Annotated in this window: 19 protein-coding genes and 1 tRNA gene; 15 read left to right on the forward strand and 5 right to left on the reverse strand. The window is 35.9% G+C overall.

Annotated elements, in window-relative coordinates; genetic code table 11:
- The first annotated feature begins 452 nt into the window (after positions 1–452).
- From CXF79_RS13125 to CXF79_RS13150, 7 genes are all read left to right on the forward strand, one after another.
- Complete coding sequence (locus CXF79_RS13125; RefSeq protein ID WP_101155426.1) at positions 453–1,592, forward strand: cell division protein FtsZ; 1,140 nt, start codon at positions 453–455, stop codon at positions 1,590–1,592.
- Positions 1,593–1,688: 96 nt separating this feature from the next.
- On the forward strand, positions 1,689–1,970 hold the full coding sequence (locus tag CXF79_RS23655) for an EAL domain-containing protein (RefSeq protein WP_232769171.1): 282 nt from the start codon (positions 1,689–1,691) through the stop codon (positions 1,968–1,970).
- Entirely contained in the window at positions 1,951–2,319 is a 369-nt protein-coding gene (locus CXF79_RS23660) for an EAL domain-containing protein (protein WP_232769172.1), read from the forward strand. Before CXF79_RS23655 ends, CXF79_RS23660 begins: the two co-directional genes overlap by 20 nt.
- Positions 2,320–2,432: 113 nt before the next feature.
- Positions 2,433–2,957, forward strand: coding sequence for a peroxiredoxin family protein (locus CXF79_RS13135; protein ID WP_198560060.1), 525 nt, complete (start codon positions 2,433–2,435; stop codon positions 2,955–2,957).
- A gap of 7 nt (positions 2,958–2,964) precedes the next feature.
- Complete coding sequence (locus CXF79_RS23665; RefSeq protein WP_101155430.1) at positions 2,965–3,216, forward strand: hypothetical protein; 252 nt, start codon at positions 2,965–2,967, stop codon at positions 3,214–3,216.
- Positions 3,217–3,353: 137 nt separating this feature from the next.
- Positions 3,354–3,569 carry a hypothetical protein gene (locus tag CXF79_RS13145; protein WP_011043412.1) on the forward strand — a complete coding sequence of 72 codons (216 nt, stop codon included), beginning with the start codon at positions 3,354–3,356 and terminating at the stop codon, positions 3,567–3,569.
- Positions 3,570–4,018: 449 nt separating this feature from the next.
- Positions 4,019–4,813, forward strand: a complete 795-nt coding sequence (locus CXF79_RS13150; RefSeq protein WP_011043414.1) for a LysR family transcriptional regulator — start codon at positions 4,019–4,021, stop codon at positions 4,811–4,813.
- Between the two features lie 51 nt (positions 4,814–4,864).
- Here CXF79_RS13150 and CXF79_RS13155 read toward each other — a convergent pair whose 3' ends face one another.
- Positions 4,865–5,188, reverse strand: a complete 324-nt coding sequence (locus CXF79_RS13155) for a hypothetical protein (protein WP_011043415.1) — start codon at positions 5,186–5,188, stop codon at positions 4,865–4,867.
- A 377-nt stretch (positions 5,189–5,565) separates the two neighbouring features.
- Between CXF79_RS13155 and CXF79_RS13160 the strand changes: the two genes are divergently transcribed.
- Positions 5,566–8,730 (forward strand): two-component regulator propeller domain-containing protein, encoded by a 3,165-nt coding sequence (locus CXF79_RS13160; RefSeq protein ID WP_198560061.1) that lies wholly within the window; start codon positions 5,566–5,568, stop codon positions 8,728–8,730.
- Positions 8,731–9,097: 367 nt separating this feature from the next.
- Here the strand turns inward: CXF79_RS13160 and CXF79_RS13165 are convergent, their stop codons facing one another.
- The 4 genes from CXF79_RS13165 to CXF79_RS13180 all read right to left on the reverse strand — a co-directional run bounded on the left by CXF79_RS13165 (position 9,098) and on the right by CXF79_RS13180 (position 12,007).
- Complete coding sequence (locus tag CXF79_RS13165; RefSeq protein ID WP_011043417.1) at positions 9,098–9,298, reverse strand: hypothetical protein; 201 nt, start codon at positions 9,296–9,298, stop codon at positions 9,098–9,100.
- 421 nt (positions 9,299–9,719) lie between these two features.
- A tRNA-Pro gene (locus CXF79_RS13170) sits at positions 9,720–9,796 on the reverse strand.
- A gap of 142 nt (positions 9,797–9,938) precedes the next feature.
- Positions 9,939–11,699, reverse strand: a complete 1,761-nt coding sequence (locus tag CXF79_RS13175) for a DUF3413 domain-containing protein (RefSeq protein ID WP_101155432.1) — start codon at positions 11,697–11,699, stop codon at positions 9,939–9,941.
- Positions 11,700–11,743: 44 nt separating this feature from the next.
- Positions 11,744–12,007, reverse strand: coding sequence for a DUF1414 domain-containing protein (locus CXF79_RS13180; protein ID WP_425457419.1), 264 nt, complete (start codon positions 12,005–12,007; stop codon positions 11,744–11,746).
- A gap of 77 nt (positions 12,008–12,084) precedes the next feature.
- On the opposite strand from CXF79_RS13180, the gene yejK reads away from it, so the two are divergent.
- The 7 genes from yejK to CXF79_RS13215 all read left to right on the forward strand — a co-directional run bounded on the left by yejK (position 12,085) and on the right by CXF79_RS13215 (position 21,915).
- Entirely contained in the window at positions 12,085–13,140 is a 1,056-nt protein-coding gene (gene yejK / locus CXF79_RS13185; protein ID WP_101155433.1) for a nucleoid-associated protein YejK, read from the forward strand.
- A 176-nt stretch (positions 13,141–13,316) separates the two neighbouring features.
- Positions 13,317–14,384 (forward strand): dihydroorotase, encoded by a 1,068-nt coding sequence (pyrC, locus tag CXF79_RS13190; RefSeq protein WP_101155434.1) that lies wholly within the window; start codon positions 13,317–13,319, stop codon positions 14,382–14,384.
- Between the two features lie 131 nt (positions 14,385–14,515).
- A complete protein-coding gene (locus CXF79_RS13195; RefSeq protein WP_101155435.1) occupies positions 14,516–15,406 on the forward strand; it encodes a 6-carboxytetrahydropterin synthase in 891 nt (296 codons plus the stop codon).
- Positions 15,399–16,265 (forward strand): M23 family metallopeptidase, encoded by an 867-nt coding sequence (locus tag CXF79_RS13200; RefSeq protein ID WP_101155436.1) that lies wholly within the window; start codon positions 15,399–15,401, stop codon positions 16,263–16,265. Before CXF79_RS13195 ends, CXF79_RS13200 begins: the two co-directional genes overlap by 8 nt.
- 37 nt (positions 16,266–16,302) lie before the next feature.
- Positions 16,303–20,034 carry an ATP-binding protein gene (locus CXF79_RS13205; RefSeq protein WP_101155437.1) on the forward strand — a complete coding sequence of 1,244 codons (3,732 nt, stop codon included), beginning with the start codon at positions 16,303–16,305 and terminating at the stop codon, positions 20,032–20,034.
- Complete coding sequence (locus tag CXF79_RS13210; RefSeq protein WP_011043425.1) at positions 20,027–20,650, forward strand: hypothetical protein; 624 nt, start codon at positions 20,027–20,029, stop codon at positions 20,648–20,650. The genes CXF79_RS13205 and CXF79_RS13210 overlap by 8 nt, the downstream gene beginning before the upstream one ends.
- On the forward strand, positions 20,650–21,915 hold the full coding sequence (locus CXF79_RS13215) for a hypothetical protein (protein ID WP_101155438.1): 1,266 nt from the start codon (positions 20,650–20,652) through the stop codon (positions 21,913–21,915). The genes CXF79_RS13210 and CXF79_RS13215 overlap by 1 nt, the downstream gene beginning before the upstream one ends.
- Positions 21,916–22,106 lie beyond the last annotated feature (191 nt).

Here is a 22,106-nt window from a genome sequence, read left to right on the forward strand (position 1 = left end):
CCCATAAATTATCATAACTCTAATGACTCTACATGGCAATATTTTGGTAACTCTGACAACCCCGTTATATCTCCTTTGAATGACCCTGGTAACTCTATACGCCTAAGGTAAGAAACCCCAGTAACTCTTAAACCTTTATGTAGGTGACTGTTTACTATTTCTATAGGTTTTTATTTATGTGATATACGTTTTATAAATAAATCTAATAAGGTTTTTAGCCATGAAATTATTTTGAATAAATATATTTGATAATGACTAATTTATTAAGAGTGCTCAGAGTTATTTATTTAGTGTGGATCATGCAGAATTTGATCTCTATAATGAAATGAATGAGAGATTAATTTGTCAAAAAACGACCTAACATGAACCGGTAAAAACTGGATCTCCCTAGGCTTAGATAAAAGCTAGGAAGCGAATTAGGTAATTGCTTTATTGATTGAGCGAGGAATAATATGAAAGAACTTTTAAAGGGTAATCCTGAATTATTGATTACTGTAGTTGGCATTGGTGGCTGCGGCTGCAACACAGTAAATATGCTTCATGAAAATAATCTATCAAGCCAAGTTAACCTCGTTGCTGTTAATACTGATCTTGCTGCATTAAATAGCATTAACGTTGAAAACAAAATTCTAATAGGCGAGAACTTAACTAATGGTTACGGCGCAGGCTCAGATCCTAGTATTGGTTATCAAGCAGCCCAAGAGAGTGAAGGGATGCTTCGTAGTGCGATAATGGATAGCGACATTGTTATTATTACTGCAGGTTTTGGTGGTGGCACTGGCACTGGGGCAAGTCCTTTAGTGGCCAAAATAGCACGCGAGCTAAATATTAGCTGCTTAGCTATTGTGACTTTACCCTTTGAATCAGAAGGGCAAATTCGAATGGATTATGCCCTACAAGGTATTGGTGACATAAAAGAGCCTATACATGCGTATATTACGCTTTCAAACGATCTGTTACTTGCAGGATTAGGTGAATCCGTTGGCTTATTTTCTGCCTTTAACCAAAGTAATGAAGTGCTTAAAAACCTTTTAATTGCCTTAGTGCAAATGCTGAATGAAACTGGCTATGTCAATGTCGACAAAAATGATTTTTCAACCATTTTGTCTTTTGAAGGGGAATCTATTCTAGGAGTTGGTAAAGCTAATTCAGAAGAAGAGGCATTCGACGCACTTGATCAGGCACTTAATAATCCACTGGTTTCTATTGCAAACATTGATACAGCGAAAGGTATTATTTTTCAATTGTTTTGTAAATCAGAACCTAAATTATCAACCTACAATGGTTTAATTGATCACATCAGAACAAGGGTAACAAATCGATCTGTTTTGATTGTACCAGGTGTAACTCTTGACCCAAATTTGACTTCGGAAATTGAAATATTGATTATAGGGTCGGGCATAAGTAGCAGTAAACCTGAGCCTATCAAAGACACTATTATTATTGACAAAGAGACTTGTGAATTAGTACAAAATGTCGAGTCAACTGAACCCGAATATATCGATGATGAACTCAGTTTCATCAATCAAGGTGAATCAATGACCGATATTCCGGCCATAACGCGCAAATTAATGGCAATCAATCGCGATTAATAAAACACTTCTTTACACGATAATGATTCTTATTTACAGTTATTGTTCAATAGTTGTTATAGGAAGGGCCGAATAAGAAATTATCGGCTGCAATGAATGAAAGATAAAAAGCTACTTAACCCAGAGTGTTTAATCGATCTAATCGAAAATAGACGCTTTGGTGTTGAATACCAGCCAATAGTTAGTTGCAAAAGCCAAGAGATTTTTGCCTATGAGTCTTTGGCTAGATTCTATTCTGCTAATAATACGCTTATTAGACCAGACCTTGTTTATGAGTCACTCCATACAAGCCCACTGAGTTTGTTCCAGGTTGAATATCAACAGAAAAAGTTACAATTATCTCATGCTGTTGATGACCATGATATTTTTGTTAATTGAGAACTCAGAAATTAATGACGCCATTATGAGCTTGGCCATGATTGATAACTTAGCGAAAAGCAATATCCACACCGCTATAGATGATGTGTGTAATCCTCAATCTATGATTTCTACTTCAGTAATTCAATTGGTTAACTATATAAAGCTAGATAAATTTGTTGTGCAAAACCAAAAAAATCATAACTTCATGTTGCTAGTTAAATCAATTATTGATTACGCACATAGTGCGAACAAAAAAGTGATCTTAGAAGGGGTAGAAACGTATGAAGACTTGCAACTAGCTCAACAGCTTAAGTGTGATTTTGTACAAGGTTTTTACTACCGTGACCATTTTAAGAATGTCACTTAATAACTTTTAATCAACGAAATAACACCATACACTATAGCTAATTCTTATATCTTCCTTTTTAAATAAAGAGTATCAACATGAAAGTTAACATCAATTTTACGAAAATAAACAGTATGAAAAAATCTATTCTAGTCATTTGTAGCTTAGTAAGTCTCGTTGGATTTTCCGCGTTAGCAACCGATTTAAAAGTGGGCGACATTGCACCAAATTTTAAACTACAAGCAACGACTGGTGATTATTACCAATTAAGTGATTACAAAGGCAAACAAGCAGTGGTTTTAGCTTGGTATCCAATGGCAAATACCCGTGGTTGTACTATTGAATGTAAATCGCTGACAGAACAAGGACACCTAATTCGAGAGTTTGATGTTAGTTACGTTATGGCTAGTGTCGACCCTATTGATGATAACAGAGACTTTGCTGAGAAAACGGGTGCTGACTTCCCCATGTTAAGTGATCCTACTAAAACAGCGGCGAAAGCGTATCAAGTGCTTAATATGTTCAAAGTTGCCAGTCGCGTGACTTTCTATATCTCTAAAGAAGGTAAAATAGTCAAAATTGATGATGATATTTCACCAAAATCTGCTGCTCAAGATATGGCTAATAATTTGGCCGCTTTAGGTATTGCTAAGCAATAACTAAATAATGTCAAAACCCAACAAAAAAGGCCCGAGCAAGACAGTTGATATATATTGTAAGGGCTGTAATTTCCTGCTGTTTAAATACCGTAAAGGCGGAAAGGGCGCCTTACTTAAATGTTTTAAAGAACGCATTAGTCGAAACTTTACCGAAACGCCTTGTACATGCCCAAAATGTAAGAAGGTATTTGCCCGAGATTGCTTAATTAGAGGTACACCTGCCTTTAAAATGATCGGCGGTAAAGTGTGGTGTAAATAGCTTGTTATTTCGATGTTATCATTGTGATTAATTCTGTAAGCAAAAACAAAAAGACACATTTCCAGAACAACTTAAAGCAGTTATAAGTTATGCGATAGTTATCATACGCATAAATAACTCCTATTAGGATTGGATCATTGGATATCGAACAAGCAAGAATAAAAGCAATATGTCATCACATGACCACTATCAGCATTGATAACAAACCTTTTGTGCCATTAGTAAAAGTTAAACGAAGTGAAGCTTTACTTGCCGGGCAAATTAGAGTGATGTTATCGAAAAGGCGCTCTAATCGTATTCATTATTTTTTGCAGACATATTCGAATAAAATCACCTTACTTAATGATGATTAGTGCTATATAACTTTTCAATTAAATCGGCAAATAAACTAACAAATAAAGCCTACTATTTTTATTAATAGGTGAGCTTAATTCACTTGGTTATATTAATGAATATTTAAAATGCACAAAATAGTAATATTCTGCAATGGAATCTACCGACTAGGTATTAAATAATTATTAAGATAAATAACAATTACATAGCATATTACGCGTTACTTTTAACTGTGTGTTATTTACCGTGATTTATATTGTAATAGGAAAAACATCATCAATACGGAAGTTAATTTGAGCAACCAATGACACTTAACTCAAAGTATTAAGCTGTTAATTTTCTTTGGAAGAATAATAACTAATATTGTGGTGGATGCTAATTCACTGACACTTGATTGAGCTTTTTAATCAGGTATATAAACAGAGTGAACAAGACATTTATCAATGACTATTTCGATAGCTACTTATTTATGAAACAACTAGACCTTAATTCTCTTTCAGTATTTATTACACTGTATCATGCAGGCTCAACTCAAAAAGCTGCTTTAAAACTGAACCGCTCACAATCTTATGTTTCTAAAGTGCTATCAAAGTTACGAGAAGATATTGGCGACCCATTATTTGTCCGAACGGCAACCGGATTAGAGCCGACAAGCTATGCAAATATTATTGCGCCTAAGGTTAAGGAAGCATTAGCGCAGATGCACAGTGCCCTTGAGCCCGAGTCTTTTAATCCTTTAGCACTTGATAAAGTTACTATTCATTTGGCAGCACCTTTTATTATCCCAATAGGTAAAATATTGATTAATAAGATAAGGCAGAAAACCCCTGCAGTTATTGAGTTGAGAGAGTGGAACTTACACAGTGAAGTTTTACTTTTAGAAGAGCAGGTTGATATAGCGTTTCATGCCCTTAAAGACAGGCCTCAGAGCCTATACCAAAGGAAAATCATGTCAGTAAGTGGCCAGTTTATTGGCAATAGGCAAGGGGAGTTTATCAAAACTATTTTCGATAATTACAACGAATATAGTGGAATGTACAAATTATTGGATGCCGACATTAAGCCGGGTATTATCATAGACAGTCAATATCTGTCAGGCCAGTTAATGGATGAACACTACACCTATGGCCTTGCTAATGATAAGGAGAAGAAAAATACTCCAACAGATGTAGCTATGATCTGCAAAGCTGCCAGTAGATGCTCCCCAAAAGTACAGTGGCTTATGGATCTGTGTGCGCCTATCGTAAAACAGTCACGCTGGTAATCGCCATTGTTAGTCCTATATGATTTTGAACTTAAACATTAACCAGAATCATCAATCACAGAGCTTTTCAGTTAATTGTTCAAGTTTTTCATCATTCTCACTATTGATGTAAATATCCAGTGCGCCTCCCAAAAACACCACAAAACTAAAGAAAGCTATTCCTGGCGTTGAATTAACTGCCGCGTAAATAAGTCCTCCAGAGCCGACAGTTGCTCTGGTGTATGCCAAAAAGTAACTTGTTTTCTCTCCTCCGTAATACAGACTTTTTTCTTGCATTGCTATTATTTTAATCTCTTCATCACCACATTCTTCGTTTGCTAACACATTGAAAGAAAGGACTGTTGTTAGTAATACTGTTGTTATTAATTTTTTCATTGTTTAGATATAGCAGCTGCTACCTATCCATTAGATCTGCATACAGACAAAAAACGTGCGTACATAATGCCAGAATTAAAAAAGCTCTTTGGAATAACGTTTATTCTAAAAGTAACGATAGGGTGTAATAGCTAAGTTGTAGAATTAGCCTGAGTGGCTTTATTATTGTAGTCATCTCGTTATTACCGCATTTAGGACATAACGATTATACAGTCTAATTAATAAATATTTATTGCTAACATTTTGATATTAAAACAAACTACAATTATTATGTACTAAACATATAAATATTAACATGGATGTTCTTATTGATTTACTCATCTAAAATTCTTCAAAAACCTCAAAAGTCATCCGTAAAAAGTAGAGAAATAAGTATTATGCTACTCGATGTAAAATTTACTAAAAACACATGTACTAAGCTCATCGGCCTATGGCTTAAGTTCTTTCTCTTCTATTCTTTGCTTCCTTTTTCAACCTCTGCTCAAGAGGCCTCTTTTCGTTTCAAGAGATTAGGCCTTGAAGACGGTTTATCTCAAATCAGTGTTAATGGCATCGCCCAAGATGTAAATGGCTTTATCTGGTTTGCTACTCAAGATGGTTTAAACAAATACGATGGCTATCAAATAACAACATATAGACATCAACCTTCAGATCCTAATAGTATTATCAATAATCATATACATTCTATTTTTAAAGATTCAAAGCACAACTTATGGATAGGTAGTTATGGTGGTTTGAGCAAATACGAACCAAAAACAGACAATTTTACTCATTATAATTCACCATCACTCAATGACTCGGATGGAAAAGTTGGTTACATACAGTCACTATTCGAAGACTCTGATGGAGAACTTTGGCTATCATCCAACATGGGGTTATATCGATACAGTATTGATACAAACACTTATATTTTATATCTACCTGACGATAATAAGCCTAATAGCGTAATTCATAGTGAAATAAAATCTATTGCTGAAGATTCAATAGGGAATATTTGGATAGGAACAACTATTGGAGTAAGTAAATATAATAAACGCAATAATACCTTTACTAATTATCAACACTCTCCTGAAAATCCACATAGTTTAAGTAATAATTTTGTATTGAAAATATATAAAGACTCCCATAATAACTTATGGTTTGGGACTTTTGGTGGCGGACTTGATAGATACGATAATGATACAAGTAAATTTGTTCACCATAGAACAAACACACAAAATAAAAATTCATTAGGTAATAATTATATACGAACAATTCTTGAAGACAGTGCAGGCATGCTCTGGCTAGGCACTAACAATGGTTTATACGCTTTTGATTCAAGCAAACTCATATTCCAGCGATTCAGACATTCCGTAAATGACAGACACAGCTTAAGCCATGATGTCATTTATTCATTATTTCAAGATAAAGATGGTTCATTATGGGCAGGAACATTAGGCGGTGGAGTCAACCTATTTAGGCCAAGTACCAATGTCTTTAAACATTATAAGTCAAACCCAAATAACCCAGAAAGTCTAAATGCGAATATGGTGTATGCGATCTATGATGATGATGAATACGTTTGGGTAGGGACTTCTGGTGGGGGACTTAATAAGTTAAATAAAACCACAGGGAAATTTTCCAACTTCACGGAACCGGAAACCAGCGTTGGTTTAGGTTTAAATAAGGTTAACTATATTATCAAAGCTTCAGAAGCCGAATTATGGTTAAGTACAAATTCTGATGGCCTGCTAAAATATAATAAAAATACGGGCAACATTACTCAATACAAACATCATCCAGACGATAGAAATAGCCTGAGTAACAATAGAGCACGAGGCTTAGCTATAGATAAAGAGGGTAACTTATGGATTGGTACCGCAGGGGGAGGCTTGAATAAGTTGGATCCTATTAGTGGTCAGTTTACCCATTTCATGCCCGATACAGACAATCCAAATAGCATCAGTACTAACTTTATCCGATGTTTACTTTATGACTCTAAAGGAAGATTGTGGACTGGCTCTTATGGCCAAGGCTTGAACCGATTCGATTTTGATACGGAGACTTTTATTAACTTTAACAAGGACTCTGTAAAAGAACCAATACTGAGCAACAAATTTATTCGCTCAATTTTCGAAGATAAGTCAGGTAACATATGGGTCCTGACTAATGGTGGCATTATTAAATATGATGAAAGCAAGGGCAGTTTCCACTCTTACACCACTACCGATGGATTACCGAGTAATGTCGTATATGGCGCATTAGAAGATCAAAAAAACAATTTATGGTTAAGTACTAACAATGGGCTAAGTAAATTCAACCCTCAAAACATAACATTTGAAAATTATACTAAAGAAGAGGGGATCCAAGAGAACGAATTTAATACGGGTTCATTCTTCAAAAATAAAACGGGTGAAATGTATTTTGGTGGCATAAATGGCTTCACTTTATTTCATCCTGATAAGATTAAAAAAGATAAAACAATCCCAACAGTTAGCTTCACCAACTTATTACTTTATAACGATGCAATAGCAATTGGCGAGTCAGAGAGATTTTCTAGTCATATAAGCTCAACTAATGCGTTGAATTTCGCTCACAATGATGACGTTATCACCTTCGAATTTTCAGCATTAAGTTACTCCCAAGCAAATAACATCTCTTATAGATACCAATTGCAAGGATTCAGTGATAACTGGATAGAAACGGATCATAACCACAGAAGAGCTACCTTCACCAACTTGTCCAAAGGTGATTATATTCTCAAGGTTAAAGCATCGAACAGAAATGGGAGCTGGGGAGAGGAAACCACGGATTTAAGAATAACTATTGCAGCAGCATACTGGGAAACAACGTGGTTCAGAGGATTGTTACTCGCTATAGGATTTATAGTGTTCGTTATTGCAATTCAATGGAGAGAAAAGGCATTAAACAATCAAAACCTAGTGCTAGACATTATGGTTAAGGAGCGTACCAAAGAGCTTGAATCAAGTCAGGAATATTCTAATAAGCTCGAAAAATTAGTACAAAAACGTACCCTAAATTTACAAAAAGCCAACACAGCCTTGGAGCAGTCATCAATTACCGACGCACTCACAGGTATTCGAAATCGTCGTTTCCTTGATCAACAACTTTCAAGTGATTGGGCAATACAATCTCGTAATAATTTACCCTTATCTATTTTAATGATAGATATTGATTACTTTAAAAAATACAACGATTATTACGGACACCAACAAGGTGATGAGTGTTTGCAAAAAATAGCAAAAGAGATTCAATCAGTCATAAATCGTCCAACAGATAATCTATGTCGATATGGTGGAGAAGAGTTTGTCGTCATTACCTACAACGATGCTGAGGGTGCAAAGCATATTGCTAAACTTATTCTGAAAAAGCTTGATGAATTAGCCTTAGTTCACCTTACATCGGATAAAGGCATAGTGTCTGTCAGTATAGGCCTAGGAACTATGATTCCATCAATCGAAGTAGCGCCAGCTCGGCTGCTTAAGTATGCAGATGATGCATTGTATCGAGCGAAGAATAATGGCCGTGATCAGCTATGTTAATAAACCTAACAACATCACATTTCAACAAGGTGTATTACCCTTTTTATCGCCAGAATAGCGTAGTATCACGATAAACTTAATCATGGGTTAGTCAGACACTCAAAAAAAATCAGACTCGAATTAAATGAAATAAACACGGTAAAACAAATACTTAAACATAACGCGTTACATAGTTCTTTGCTTTTATTAAGCAAGTTGATCGCTCTTCAGTTGAAATCAACAGAAATGCCCTTGTAATAAATCTTTATTACAAGGGCATGAAGAGGAAGTACATATCTAAAAGTTAAAGTATGCTTATTTAGACATTACAACAATGGACGTTTTTCTCGTTATACTCTGTTACTTCGCACAGAATCATAACCGCTTATTAGTGAACCTCTGTCGGTCCATGACGATTGAGAATATCTATTATTTCTGATTCTGCACTCTCTGGCATCATTACTTTGACCTGTGACGTTTTTTCGTCGATGAAAAAGTTTTCCCTTGGGATATCCTTATTCACCAGTTCATCAGCCACATTTTCAAGGGCAAATTTATCTGTATATGTTGCTGTAATAGTCTTGTACATGACAACTTCTCCTGTTTGGCAAATATATTATATCAGCTACAATCGATCTCGTGAGACGTGTAAACGGTTTTGAAAGGCCTCTTATAAAGATCCCGAAAGGAGAAAATATTGTCATAGACAGCCACTCATACATCCTGATTGGAAATATCATTCTCCCTTTATATATTTTAGACCTGAGCACTGAATACTGCCAATATGCAGAAACAATACTTTATTATGAAAAAGGTTTTTCGGGGCAATGTAGATGTAGTAGAAAATTTGTACAGGCGATTAGGATTTCTAACATAAACAAACTAACCTGCGCATAAATTCCTGAGTAAAAGATAATTTAAAAATAAGTATATTCTGGTTAGTCAGACACAAAAAAGCCACTTAAATTGTCATTACGACAACTGCTAAGTGGCTTTATGTTTTACTCATATGGTCGGAGTAGACAGATTCGAACTGTCGACCTCACGCCCCCCAGGCGCGCGCGCTACCAAGCTGCGCTATACCCCGACAATGTAAACTCTAGGGTTTAACAAGTTTACCGCTTGTATATTAATGATTTATCAACGTATTGCAATGACAATTAAGAGAATAGTTAGTCTAGATGAGCTAAACGGCTAACTATTCTTCTATATGATTTATTTTAAGTCGTTTACAGCTTTTCTTGCTGGGTAAATAACTTAATAAAATGTACGCCGTCAATCATTAACGGAAAGTCCGCATTCACAGTTATTGGCGAAGAAAATTGACGCGAGTAACTTTGAAAGTTGCCATTTTGATCAACAAAAACAGATTTATCTTTATCAAAGATAATAATGCCTTTATCGGTGGTATTGGCAATAACTCTATCTTTATTCAATGTTGGTAAATCACTACCATTATTATTACCGGTAACGTTACAAGCTAACCATTGGCTCATCAAGGTTGGTTGTAAGTCCATATTACTGGTATTAAACGTAACATCTTTATGAGTTACCTTATTAGCAGGCTGCGGGTAAATAAATAGCGCAGGTTTAGTATTTAAACGCGTTTCACTACTTTGATTACCTATAGAGCTGATCCAAATAATATCTTTTTGACTTTTTTGTTTTTGAGCCAATAGTAAAGCATCAACAAATAATTCAAATTGATATTGGTTGTTATTTTTATCTGCTTTCTTAGCATCAATAGCAAGGCTATTTTTAAAATAGATAATATGTAAGCCAGGGGCTTTATTATTTAACTTTTCAGCGAACAATAAGCTAGAGACATTTTCTAATTCAGTTTTTTCATTGAATAATGCTTCAAACCAACGAGGCTCTTTAACAGCAACATCCGCAACAGTGTCATCTTGCAGAGCAGTAGCTGAAAACTCATCAGAGATAACCGTTAAGCTCGTGGTAAGAGCTTGTTGATCTAGGCGCTGAAATAAAAGCGGCTTAATACCTTGCTTTAAAATATCGTCTTGATAAATACTCGGTAAGGAATACAGCAGATTAAACCAAGCATCATCATTAAGACCGGTATCAATATTATTGGTTAAATGTAAAGTAGTCGCACTTGCTCTTCGAATAAATTGATTAAGCTGAGGAATTGATACTTGTTGCTCTGTTAGGATCAAAAAGGTCGAATTAGTCGGGGCTTTATCAGCATTTTCATTGAGGCAAAGACCTGAATCAAGCGTAGGGTAAGTAGGAATAGCATGACTAAATGATAGTGGGCTATTTTTACGCTCTATATAATCTTCTATGTTAAACAAACCATATTTAGTTAATAGGGTTTTGGCTGTTGCAGGATAAGACAAAGGTAACACTGTGTCTTGACGTAAAATATCATAATCAAGGTTAGCATCAGCCCATATATGGCTTACATGACTAAAGAAAAATGACACAACTAAAGCAAAAATAACAAATCGGGCAAATATTGTTTTTTGTAATTGCTTCAAATGTTTCCATGCGTAATTACTTACAATGAATTCAAAACTTAAGATAATGATAGCCAGTGCACCAATGAAGGTATACAACAGACTGTTTTCTTTAGCTAAGTCTTGTATTAAGCTTATAATTTGTGCACTAGAAGAGGCATTTAAATGATAACCCAAGCGACTATAAATAAAGCCATCTAATACTAGAAGCAATAAACCAATGGTAAAAATGATAGAGCCACTGGTTCTAATAAACTTTGTGTGCGGCAGAATCAGCGTTAATGGAAATAACACTAAGACAAAACTCATAAAGGTTAGAAACGCAATATGACTCACCCAGGTAGTTACTAAATAAGCCTGACCAAAGAGTGTCGTTGGTGCAGATTCACTAAATAAATAGTAAGAGGAGAGTGCAATTGCTGCTAAAATATTGAAAAATGTGAACCAATGGCTCCAACTGATCAAATGTAATAGTTTTTTACTGTAGCTTTTTGTATCAAATGAAACCATTGATAATAATTCTTCTTGTTGCAGGTAAAATTAAATAAAAGGGTTTAAACCGATTGTTTTAAGGCTTTAGTAAAATTGTCTACAACAGCAACACGTTTGCTTTCAGGTACTTGGGCAATAATATTTGTAACAGCATTACCTAAGCACATTAGGGCTAAATCGGGAGTTACTTCTTCTTTCACAAGAACATCTAACAAATCTTGGATAATTTTTTCTACACGTTCGTTCGAATATTTAGATACAATAGGCATAATAATAGTTTTCGTTAATGATAAATTTAATTTCTCTAGTTTATCAAATGCCTGCACACTTTAATATATACCTAGTATAAAAATAAAAGTCGTTGCAACTTTAACTAACATCAGTCACTGAACATAAGAATCATATGAGCTTAATAATTAATAACATTGCACTACATTTTTTGTCTAAAAAAGAAGAAACAGGTGAAGTAGTATTACGCCTAGGTCCAGAGAATGTTGAATTCGCACAAGAAAATGCGAAAGTAACCAACTTTGTTGATGGTTTACATGCCATTTATAATGCAAAAGGCAGTAAGGCTTACGGCAGTTTTTCATCTATGCCTAGTGAAGGTGATTCAGCGCGTTTTGTTGATTTAATGGAAAGTTATTTAACTGAACAACAAAATTTTTATGATTTTAGTGTGCAAGCGGGCAATGTATTAAAAAATGAAATCGAAAAATATGACATAGAAGAGACAGGTTACTTTGTTATATGCCATTACGAATACATGGGTGGTCGTTACTTATTTGTTGCTGTTATCCCAGTGTCAGAGCATTACAGCGTTGATGGCGAGTTAAATATTTCAGCCGCGCAACACCTAGATACAAATAAATTACAACTCGCTGCTCGTATTGATTTATTCGATTATAAAGACAATAGCCAAGGCAATCGTTATATTTCTTTTGTTAAAGGCAGAGCGGGTCGTAAAGTGTCTGATTTCTTTCTAGACTTTTTAGGCTGTGAAGAAGGTTTAAACTCAAAAGAGCAAACGCAAACATTAGTACAAGCGGTTGAAGATTATGTTTCAGTTAATCAATTAGACCCAGCAGAAAAGCAAAAAACACGTAAAGATTTGCTCAGTTACTGTAAAGAGCAAAAAGCGAGTTCTCAAGATGTATCACTTCAAGAGGTAGGTAAAGTAATTGAAAGCGCAGGAACAGAACAAGATTTCTATCAGTTTTGTCAAACGCAATCATACCCAATTGAAGAATCATTTCCGCATGAGCAAGCAGTGGTTAACAAAATCACTAAATACTCAGGTTACGGTAATGGCATAAGTTTAAGTTTTGAGCGTAGCCACTTTGGTGAAGATGTCGTTTATAATCCACATAACGACTCACTCATCATCTATAAAGTGCCACCAAATTTAAAAGAGCAGTTAATGGCGCTTCTTGATAGTGAAAAAGTTGAGACTGATTAGAAAGACGAAGAGTAATCGGGTATAAATAGCATACTTTTATAGTAACGTGTTACCTTAAGGTATCGCGTTACCTTTTATGGTGACTCCCATAAAGTAGAATAAATACATATAAAACAGTAGTGTAGGTTAATTAAACATTTACTCTGCTGTAATCATACAAAATTGGAATTACGAACATGACAAATGAAAGCAATACCTCAAATGATACCTTAAGTAACACCTTAACTATCGCTCGACCTGATGATTGGCACGTACATTTACGTGATGGCGCCGTTTTAAAAAATACGGTGGCTGATATTAGTCGTTATTTTGGTAGAGCCATTGTTATGCCAAATTTAGTGCCTCCAGTAACCGATGCAGCTTTAGCAGAAAGTTACTATCAGCGAATTATGGCAGCAGCCCCAAGTGCTCACTTTAAGCCATTAATGGTTTTATATTTAACAGATAACACCAGCGCACAAGATATTATTGAAGCGAAAGAATCAGGTTTAGTTTATGCGGCAAAATTATATCCAGCCGGTGCAACAACAAACTCTTCATCGGGTGTAACTGATGTTGCCAATTTAACTGACGTATTTGCAGCAATGCAATCGGTTGAAATGCCATTATTAGTTCACGGTGAAGTGACTGCTGCTGATATTGATATTTTTGATAGAGAGCAGGTTTTTGTTGATACTATTTTAAAACCATTGGTCGCTAATTTTCCTGATCTTAAAGTAGTTTTAGAGCATATAACCACTAAAAATGCTGTTGATTTTGTTAAAACTGCTGGTGATAATGTTGGCGCTACTATTACCGTACACCACTTATTGTTTAACCGTAACCACATGTTAGTTGGCGGTATTCGTCCGCATTTCTTCTGTTTACCTATTTTAAAACGTAATACTCATCAACAAGCATTAATAGAAGCAGCCACAAGCGGCGACAAAAAATTCTTCTTAGGTACTGATTCTGCGCCACATGCTCAACATGCTAAAGAGTCAGCTTGTGGTTGCGCTGGTGTTTATTCTGCCCACGCAGCGATTGAGTTATATGCTGAAGTATTCGAACAAGAGAATGCATTGGACAAATTAGAAGCATTTGCCAGCCTTAATGGTGCAAACTTCTATCAATTACCGGTAAGCACAGATAAAATAACGCTAGTTAAAAAAGCATGGAAAGTACCAGCAACAATGAGCTTTGGCGATGATGTTGTTGTGCCTGTTCGTGCCGATGAAGATATTTTGTGGCAAGTAGAGGGTTAATAATTACTGCCACTAAGCTTTAGGCTTTTATTTAGTCTTTACTATAATAAAAGCTAAAGTTTGGACTAAGTATACCCCGTATAAATAAAGTAGAAAGCAAAAGTATAACTGAGTTTAATTTAAGGAAAAAAATGCAATTATTTGTAGACGATCTTACCGTTATTGATTTTTCATACCTGTGTAAACAGCGCGGTATTGTTGGTGAGAGCTGGATTGTTGACGTACTTCTCGATGGGTCGTTAAATGAAATGAGTATGGTGCTAGATTTTGCTGTGGTAAAAAAACAAATCAAAGCAATTATTGATGATGCTGTTGATCATAAACTGTTATTGCCTATTCAAGAGCAAGCATTAACCTTAGCAGAATCGCCGTATAATGAGGGTCATCAAACGATCGACTTTATCAGTGATGCAGCAAGTTACTATTTACAGTCTCCAGCCTGTGCTTTTGCCTCAATTGATTGTTTAACCATCACCATACCTGAAGTGACTAACCACTTAACGGCTATTATTTTGGCGCACTTGCCAGATAACGTACAAGGTTTAACACTCGTCTTGCGTCCTGAAAATATTCCAACGGATTATTATCATTATACTCATGGCTTAAAGTTACATGATGGAAATTGCCAGCGTATTGCGCATGGTCACCGTTCAAAAATACAAATTCTAGTGGATGGCGAAAGAAGCACTAAATTAGAAGCTGCTTGGTGTCAGCGCTGGGAAGATATTTATATTGCCAGTGAAGCCGACAGAATTTCTGTCAACGATATTCAGCTATCTGCTCATGCAATAAACAATTTAACACCCGATCACCAATATTTTAGTTACCATGCACCTCAAGGTCGATTTGATATTGCCGTTGATAGCAAAGTACTTGATGTGGTTGATTGTGATTCGACTGTCGAATTATTAGCAGACTTTATTTTAAGACAAATAAAAGCACAACATAACGAACTGGCAAATAATGATGTAAAAGTTATTGCTTATGAAGGCGTCGCTAAAGGAGCAATTGTTCATGGTTAACCCGACAAACAATATCTTCGCAAAAAAATTAAACAAAACCTTAATTTCCTTAGCGCTTATCACTAGTTTTAGTGTCAGCTCTCAAGTATTGCCAACGCAAGAACAGATAGCATTAACCGGTGAAGTTAAGCAGGGCGGTTTGCTGGTTGGTAAAACGTTAGCGGAAAATACAGTAACCTTAAATGGTAAAGCGATCACCGTTTCAAAGTCTGGTGATTACACCTTTGGCTTTTCCCGTGACGATAAAGAAAGCTATCAATTAGTGATCACCTCGGTTAATGGTGATCGGGTAGAGAAAACATTAACGCCCGAAAAACGCAGTTATAATATTCAGCGTATCGAAGGTATTAAAACAAGCATCATGCAACCTAACCCGAAATCGGTAGCCAGAGCAAGACAAGACAGCAAGCAGGTCAAAACTGCTCGAAAAATTGCCAGTTCACTCAACTATTTTGCCCAAGGTTTTATTCCTCCTATTGAAGGCACAATTACAGGCGTTTACGGTAGCCAACGTGTTTATAACGGCGTACCTAAAAACCCACACTTTGGTTTAGATTATGCGGGTAACACTGGCGATCCAGTTAAAGCTCCGGCTTCAGGCACAGTATTACTTTGGGTACCTGACATGTTTTATTCAGGTGGAACCATGATTATTGACCATGGCCATGGCGTAAGTTCTACCTTTTTACACTTAAGTAATTCTTATGTAAAACAAGGTGATACTATTAAACAAGGTCAAGTAGTCGCTGCAGTTGGTAAAAGTGGTAGGGCAACCGGGCCTCATTTAGATTGGCGTATAAACTGGTTCAATGTAAAAATTGATCCTGCGCTGGTCTTAAAAGTAAAACCTCTTCATTAACATTTTCTCCACTCTAAATTTTCTCTAAGGTTACACTATGGCAGAACATGGCTATTCGCTGCTACGCATTATTATTATTGACAGTTTTTGGCAAGGGCAAGTCAACGAACTTGATTTAACTGGCCACACTCAACTTGAAGGCACTAACGGCGCAGGTAAAACTTCATTAATGCGTTTGTTGCCGCTTTTTTACGGTATGCGACCGAGTGATATTGTCAGTAAAGTTGATCAGGCAAAAAACTTTGCTGATTTTTACTTACCACGCGAATCCAGTATTTTAGTGTACGAATATGCAAGACCATTTGGTCAGAAGTGCCAAGTATTAGCGACCAGCGATGGTAGAGGTGTGCATTTTAAATTTATTGATGGTGCATACGATAGTCAGCTTTTTATTTCAAGTACTCAAGGTAGTAAGGCTAAGCCATTTACTATTAGTGAAATAGAAAAAAATTACCGTAATATTGGTAAAGAAAGTTCAAAGTTTTTAGGCATAGATAAATACCGTCAAGTTATACAAAATTTGCGCAGCGGCCGTAAACACAAAGAAATAAGAGTACTACAAAATCGCTTTTCTTTTAGTGAACAAGCATGCCCGCATATTGATAAAGTGATCAACGGCACAATAGAAAAGAATCTTGATTTTGAAGCCGTTAAACGTATGTTAGTGGCGATTGCTAGTGATCATCTTGCCCGAAATACCAGCGATGAAAAAGAGCAACTCAGTTTAAATAAAGCCGATATTACTAACTGGCTTGCTGATATTCAGGCAAGTCGTGCTATTAAAAAAGTGGCCGATAAAATTTCAGTTTGGCAAAATGATTTCAGTGCCTTTGCTAGTTTAGTCAATAAGTTACAACATCTTCATGCTGAAACTTTAGCGCATCAAGAGCGCCTTGAAGTAAAGCAGCAACAACGAGATGAGCTTAAAAGAAGTAGTATCGCAAACCGCAGTTCTCTTGAGTCTGAATTAGCTAATACCATTGAAAAATATCAAAAAGCAATATCTGATCTTAATGCCAAAATTGAAGCAGATTTAAGTAAAATTGAATTACTCGACGATGACAAATTTAACTATGATGACGATGACGCCAGTAGTTATCAAATTAAGGCAGATCAAGCACCACAAATTCAAGCAGAGCTGACTGAAGTTATTGCCGTTATTGATGCCTTTGAAGGTAACATCACTAAAATAGGGCAAAAGTTTGATAAGCTGATTCAAAAAATTGAAGTAGAAAAACTTAAAGCTCTTAGTACAAATAAAGAAAGATCGGCTCAGATTACTAGCGAATCAAATGGTCAACTAGCGCATATCAATGAAGTTTTTCATCAACAAGAACAATCTCTTAATGCTCAACTCCATAAAGAAGAGTTGAAGTTACAAAAAGATCAGCAACATTTTCAGCATCAATTAAGCAGTGCTCAACAACAGTTAACACAGCCCACAATACCACTAGAATTAACAACCGATATTGAAGAAAATGTTATAGCATTCTCGCAGGCACAACAAAGTTATAATCAATTGCTGCAGCAAGAATCAGCGTTGCAAAAACAACAATATCAATTAGACAAACAACAAGATAAGCAATTAACTCTTCGCAGTGAAGCGAATCGTTATCTTGAACAATTACGACAAGATTATCATCAAGTTGAATTGCAACTATTGCCGCAAGCTGACTCTTTACATCATTACTTGATCAACGAACCTCAAGCCGCTGATTGGCAAAAGACTATTGGTCGTTTACTCACGACTGAACAACTTTCACGTACCGATTTAAACCCGCAGTGGTTAGAGAGTATCAATGCTCCAGCAAGTCTTTATGGCTTATCGATAGACTTACAACAACTGCCTTGTGACGATTCTTTATTTTTAGACGAAGCGCAGCTACGAGAAAAGCGCCAAGTAATAGAGACTAAGTTACAAACACAAACAGATAAGATCACTCAGCTTGATGAGCAGTTAAAGTCTTTAGCTAAAGAAATTAACCAGCTAAAAGTAAGTGCTTCTGAGCATGCACAAAGTGTAAACCAGAAAAAATTAACAATGGGCCAATTGCAAACGCAACAAGAAAGCCTGTTAGTTAAAAAACAGCTAGCCATTAAAGCGCATCGCCAAACGATTGAGACACAATTACAAATTTTTAATCAACAATTGAAAGCACTAGAAAAAAAGCAGCATAGTTTTGAAGAAAATAAAGCTGAACAATTACATGAATTGACTAATGATAAATTAGAAAAGTGCATGGTAGTTGAAAGTGATAGAGATAATCAGTTAACGCTATTATCTGAGCAGCTCGTCGCATTAATAACCAGTGCTAAACAACGTACCGCTGAACTTAAAAAACAACAAACCAGTGATATTAAGCACCTTGATCCTGAGGGTGAAGTAGATAAGAGCATTGCCAAACGAGTGCAGTTAGAGAAAAACCTACAGCAATGTTCTGTGTTTGCCCAAAAAGCACGCGACTATCAAAGTTTTATTAATGAACGTTATTGTCACCGTGATGCCTTAGTTGAAGAAAACCAAAACAGAAAAATTATCAAACGTAACCTAGAGTCTAATTTTGAAGACAGTAATATTGAGCTGACAACAAAAATTAATGACTTAAAACTGTTAATTAGAAAAAATAATCAAGAAAAACAAGCCACTGATGATTTACTCGTTCAGCTCAATGACAATAAACGTTTATGTGAAATGTCAGCAATTGAGAGTGAGCTATCTGAGCAAGAGCCGGCAAACCAAGCTGATTTAACCGTAAGTTTTTGTCATGACTTTTATCAGCAATTTAAAACTATTGAAAAACGCTTAGCAACGCAACTAAATACCTTTAGTGAACGCTTTAGGAAGGACCATTCTGGTAGTGAGCTATTTGATAACTGGCAAAAACTACTGCTTGATAACGATAGTTATTCAGGTGCAAAAGCATTATTCAAGTATCGCGAGCCCATTAGCGAGTTATTAAATAGTGCCGAGCAGAAGCAACAAAGTACCTATCAACTGGTTACTGTTAATGCCACCATGATTAACGAGTTTTATCAGCACATAGAAAACTTTGGTCGACGTATCAAGCAAATTGGTAAACGTTTATCAACAAAAGTGACGGCATTAGCGCATTTTGAAGCCTTAGCTGATATCAGTGTTACCACAGTAATGAAGCAAGAAGAGTTAGATTACTGGGGTCCTTTGCAAAAATTTGCTGAAGTGTTTGAGTTATATAAAGACCAATTACGAGATGGTTTAGGTGATGTACCTGATGACTTAGTGTTTGCTATGCAAAAATTGGCGAGTTACTTACCCAACGAAGGGTTTGTTTTAGCACACAATAATTTGTTTGATTTAGAATTTACTATTGTCGAAAAAGGCCAAGTAAAACACGCACGTAATGCTAAGCAGCTTAAAAAAGTGAGTTCAACAGGATTATCTTACCTAGCTATGTTGTCTTTATTTGCGGGTTTATTAGCGATGTTACGTGGTGACAGCAAACATGCTAGCCAAATAATTTTACCGGTAGATGAGCTTGGTGAACTAGCAGCAGAAAATATTGATCTGTTATTACAAATGTTTAATGACAACCATATCAGCATGTTATCTGCATCTCCATCTACAGACCGCCATATATTGTCCTTGTATCACCGTCATTATAAGTTAAAAGATAACAAAATTTATCATGCTGATATTCCACAATCTCGTTTAGATGAGTTACTCGCGCAACGTAATCAAACAGTAACAAATGCACAAGAAGATAAAGCAGGGGAGCCAACTAATGTTTAAACAAAGTATTCAAAAGCTACTTTGTGGCGCAGTTATTTGTCAAACAGCACATGAAGCTGAATATCTATACTTAAAAGCCGAAAGTCATAACGACAAGGTGAATGACTTTTTAGCTAATTTAGATAGAAAACTAACCTATCTTGATAGCGCTGATGCCTATTACTGTACTTTTAATCAGGTCGATGAAAATAACTATCACGAGCTCAGTATTTTATTTACTGAAATGCGCAGCACCTTTAGACCTTTAGTCGAATTTTTAGATTTACTGTTAACGGCAACGCAAGCTGATTTACCTATTCGCGCTAAGTCTGTTTTGAATATTAATGAATTATTCGAACCCTTTGAACATGATCAAACGTTGAGTGAGCAATTACGCCGACTGACATCAATAAAGCCTTTTAAAACTAATAAAACTGAAACGCGAGAGCAATTAGTCATGGTTTTTCAAAAGCTTGAAGAGATGCATTATTTTGTCCGTAAAAATACCGGTAGCAGCAGATATTATGCCACCGCACGATTTGACTTAATTTATTTACTGATTGAATTTTTAAATGATGCTGAACTGATCAGTTTACCTGAGCAAGAAAAAAGCCAACAAGATGAGCTGCTTTTCTAATGGCTGGTTTTGACTCTAATCAGGTAGCAAGCTTACTCAGACAAATTGGTGCATACAATGAACTATTGGCTAATGCCTATGTTTATGGCTCGATAGCCAGTGACGATCAAGATGCGAACACCCTTAGTTTGTTACATAAATCTGGCTTGATCAGACCTGACGATTCTCCTGGTGAGTATCGAGTAACAACCGATCTTAAACGCATGTTAAATCGACTAATGCGTAAACAATCAAGTTATCGTCAACTGACCGATATGGGTAAAGTGATTGAAGCTATTGATGAAGTCGTCATCGATTATCAACTTGCCATTACGTCTAAAGAACAAGAAGATGCCGAGTATTATTTAGATCAACTCGATGATTTACTTTATGAAACAAAGGATAGCTTAAACAATAACTTAGATACTATGCATTTTGCTATTGTCAGTCAGTTTGGTTTCGTGAGTAGCTTGTCTAATAAAATTCGCCAAAATGAACGTTACTTATCTCATGCGCAAAAACTGCTAAATGAGCTGCAACAGATTGACCCGCACGACTGTTATGAATGGCTTGATTGGCTAGCGTGCCCGAATGAGTTTGCTCGGAAAATCACTAGTTTTGTTTATTGGTATAACCAAATATTGCCTAAGTTGCGTTTGATCATTGATAACATGCGCATTAGCCTGTTTCGCTTACGTCGTGATGAAAAACAAGCGAGCCAATTACGTAACATGGCGCGATTTTTACGTAAACATCCAGAATTTACCTTGGATGAAAACCTGTTCGAGCTACCAAATTTACCTGAAACATTAAAATACGCACCACACATGCCACTTAAAAGTTATGTGGATACCAAGCAAACTGGTATTGAACAACCTTTACTTGAATTGGTTCAGTCTCTGCGTAAACAAAGTATTGTTACACCGATTAAAGCAAGAGAAACTAGCGAAGTCAGCGTTAAACCGATTGAAAGAATTGCCGCTGAAGAAGACTTTTTTGAGCAACAAACTGAATTATTATTTGAACGTGTGATCATTAATAACAGTGCTATTTCAGCGTTAAGTTTTTACCAAGAGCTGCAAAACAGTTGGTTAGAACAATCTCAAACCATTACACCTAAAGCTTGGATTGAATTAGTCTTTAGTTGTTATTGTAAATTAACCAGCGCTCAACAAAATGCACTGACTATAAAAATGAAAGGCGTTGCGGTAATTGGCACCACAGATAACTACGGTTATAGTGATGTAGTTATTGAATTGAGAGGTAAGTTGAAAGCTAGCGCATAAGGCCATTACCTAGCGTAAACAACAGTTGAATAAGCTGGGCGATTCAATCTGTTTTTACAAGAGCAACAATAAAACACAATGTCGCTTTAGCTTTGATTGAACTTACCTAACAATTGTAATTAATACCGCTTTAAGTGAAAAATAAATATTGATCTACCTCATCAAAACGTGACCATTCAAGGTTAATTAGG

The sequence above is a fragment of the Colwellia sp. Bg11-28 genome, from assembly GCF_002836245.1.
GTDB classification, from domain to species: Bacteria; Pseudomonadota; Gammaproteobacteria; order Enterobacterales; family Alteromonadaceae; genus Colwellia; species Colwellia psychrerythraea_A.

Bases quoted from the DNA above. Each gene is read 5' to 3' on its own strand.
- CXF79_RS13125 (WP_101155426.1), top strand. From the start codon at position 453: ATGAAAGAACTTTTAAAGGGTAATCCTGAATTATTGATTACTGTAGTT.
- CXF79_RS23655 (WP_232769171.1), top strand. From the start codon at position 1,689: ATGAAAGATAAAAAGCTACTTAACCCAGAGTGTTTAATCGATCTAATC.
- CXF79_RS23660 (WP_232769172.1), top strand. From the start codon at position 1,951: ATGATATTTTTGTTAATTGAGAACTCAGAAATTAATGACGCCATTATG.
- CXF79_RS13135 (WP_198560060.1), top strand. From the start codon at position 2,433: ATGAAAAAATCTATTCTAGTCATTTGTAGCTTAGTAAGTCTCGTTGGA.
- CXF79_RS23665 (WP_101155430.1), top strand. From the start codon at position 2,965: ATGTCAAAACCCAACAAAAAAGGCCCGAGCAAGACAGTTGATATATAT.
- CXF79_RS13150 (WP_011043414.1), top strand. From the start codon at position 4,019: ATGAAACAACTAGACCTTAATTCTCTTTCAGTATTTATTACACTGTAT.
- CXF79_RS13155 (WP_011043415.1), bottom strand. From the start codon at position 5,188: ATGAAAAAATTAATAACAACAGTATTACTAACAACAGTCCTTTCTTTC.
- CXF79_RS13160 (WP_198560061.1), top strand. From the start codon at position 5,566: ATGCTACTCGATGTAAAATTTACTAAAAACACATGTACTAAGCTCATC.
- CXF79_RS13165 (WP_011043417.1), bottom strand. From the start codon at position 9,298: ATGTACAAGACTATTACAGCAACATATACAGATAAATTTGCCCTTGAA.
- CXF79_RS13175 (WP_101155432.1), bottom strand. From the start codon at position 11,699: ATGGTTTCATTTGATACAAAAAGCTACAGTAAAAAACTATTACATTTG.
- yejK (WP_101155433.1), top strand. From the start codon at position 12,085: ATGAGCTTAATAATTAATAACATTGCACTACATTTTTTGTCTAAAAAA.
- pyrC (WP_101155434.1), top strand. From the start codon at position 13,317: ATGACAAATGAAAGCAATACCTCAAATGATACCTTAAGTAACACCTTA.
- CXF79_RS13195 (WP_101155435.1), top strand. From the start codon at position 14,516: ATGCAATTATTTGTAGACGATCTTACCGTTATTGATTTTTCATACCTG.
- CXF79_RS13200 (WP_101155436.1), top strand. From the start codon at position 15,399: ATGGTTAACCCGACAAACAATATCTTCGCAAAAAAATTAAACAAAACC.
- CXF79_RS13205 (WP_101155437.1), top strand. From the start codon at position 16,303: ATGGCAGAACATGGCTATTCGCTGCTACGCATTATTATTATTGACAGT.
- CXF79_RS13210 (WP_011043425.1), top strand. From the start codon at position 20,027: ATGTTTAAACAAAGTATTCAAAAGCTACTTTGTGGCGCAGTTATTTGT.
- CXF79_RS13215 (WP_101155438.1), top strand. From the start codon at position 20,650: ATGGCTGGTTTTGACTCTAATCAGGTAGCAAGCTTACTCAGACAAATT.